Source organism: Mycobacterium sp. 29Ha (assembly GCF_032883055.1).
Taxonomy (GTDB): domain Bacteria; phylum Actinomycetota; class Actinomycetes; order Mycobacteriales; family Mycobacteriaceae; genus Mycobacterium; species Mycobacterium gallinarum.
In genome coordinates this window covers 1-1,999 of sequence record NZ_JAMQTI010000056.1, presented here as the reverse complement: position 1 = coordinate 1,999, position 1,999 = coordinate 1, and the positions used below count along the sequence as shown (strand labels likewise).

Sequence of the window (1,999 nt, the reverse complement as noted above, 5' to 3'; positions counted from 1 at the left end):
GATGCTCGCAACCACTATCCACAAATCAAACACCACACCCCACCACCAAAGCAGGGCGACAACCAATCCCTATCCCCGGTTTCCCACACTCGGGACGAAGAGATAGCGGGCTTGTTGCCTCAAAGCCCAATAGTGTGTCTGACGATTTCCCTCACCGGCGTTTCCCCGCCGGCTCGACGTTTGTTGTGCACCAGACCCTCACCCACTACAGGTGAAAGCCATCCACAGAATCGCCTGGATCTCCGAACCCCCACACGATGTGGGCGGGTCACAGGTCTCGTGGTGCTCCTTAGAAAGGAGGTGATCCAGCCGCACCTTCCGGTACGGCTACCTTGTTACGACTTCGTCCCAATCGCCGATCCCACCTTCGACGGCTCCCTCCCACAAGGGGTTAGGCCACCGGCTTCGGGTGTTACCGACTTTCATGACGTGACGGGCGGTGTGTACAAGGCCCGGGAACGTATTCACCGCAGCGTTGCTGATCTGCGATTACTAGCGACTCCGACTTCACGGGGTCGAGTTGCAGACCCCGATCCGAACTGAGACCGGCTTTGAAAGGATTCGCTCCACCTCACGGCATCGCAGCCCTTTGTACCGGCCATTGTAGCATGTGTGAAGCCCTGGACATAAGGGGCATGATGACTTGACGTCATCCCCACCTTCCTCCGAGTTGACCCCGGCAGTCTCTCACGAGTCCCCACCATTACGTGCTGGCAACATGAGACAAGGGTTGCGCTCGTTGCGGGACTTAACCCAACATCTCACGACACGAGCTGACGACAGCCATGCACCACCTGCACACAGGCCACAAGGGAATACCTATCTCTAGGCACGTCCTGTGCATGTCAAACCCAGGTAAGGTTCTTCGCGTTGCATCGAATTAATCCACATGCTCCGCCGCTTGTGCGGGCCCCCGTCAATTTCTTTGAGTTTTAGCCTTGCGGCCGTACTCCCCAGGCGGGGTACTTAATGCGTTAGCTACGGCACGGATCCCAAGGAAGGAAACCCACACCTAGTACCCACCGTTTACGGCGTGGACTACCAGGGTATCTAATCCTGTTCGCTCCCCACGCTTTCGCTCCTCAGCGTCAGTTACTGCCCAGAGACCCGCCTTCGCCACCGGTGTTCCTCCTGATATCTGCGCATTCCACCGCTACACCAGGAATTCCAGTCTCCCCTGCAGTACTCAAGTCTGCCCGTATCGCCCGCACGCCCACAGTTGAGCTGTGAGTTTTCACGAACAACGCGACAAACCACCTACGAGCTCTTTACGCCCAGTAATTCCGGACAACGCTCGGACCCTACGTATTACCGCGGCTGCTGGCACGTAGTTGGCCGGTCCTTCTTCTACCCCTACCGTCACTTGCGCTTCGTCGGAGCTGAAAGAGGTTTACAACCCGAAGGCCGTCATCCCTCACGCGGCGTCGCTGCATCAGGCTTGCGCCCATTGTGCAATATTCCCCACTGCTGCCTCCCGTAGGAGTCTGGGCCGTATCTCAGTCCCAGTGTGGCCGGTCACCCTCTCAGGCCGGCTACCCGTCGTCGCCTTGGTAGGCCATCACCCCACCAACAAGCTGATAGGCCGCGGGCCCATCCCACACCGCAAAAGCTTTCCACCACACGACATGCATCGCGTAGTCCTATCCGGTATTAGACCCAGTTTCCCAGGCTTATCCCAAAGTGCAGGGCAGATCACCCACGTGTTACTCACCCGTTCGCCACTCGAGTACCCCCGAAAGGGCCTTTCCGTTCGACTTGCATGTGTTAAGCACGCCGCCAGCGTTCGTCCTGAGCCAGAATCAAACTCTCCAAACAAAAACAACCCAACCACAAAAAGGCCAGGTGGAATTCGAATCAGAACAAGCCTGACACCATCAAGACACCAAAAACTGGCATCAAAAAAACAGCCCACCCCTAAACGGGAAAAAGAGGCAGACCAAAAAACAACAACAAACAAAAACCACCAAACACACTATTGAGTTCTCAAACAACACACCCG

General features: G+C 56.6%; 1 rRNA gene. It reads right to left on the bottom strand.

The annotated features are described in order from the left end of the window. Positions 1-293 precede the first annotated feature (293 nt). Positions 294-1,815: ribosomal RNA gene (locus tag M1248_RS33025) — 16S ribosomal RNA — on the bottom strand. Between the last annotated feature and the right edge of the window lie 184 nt (positions 1,816-1,999).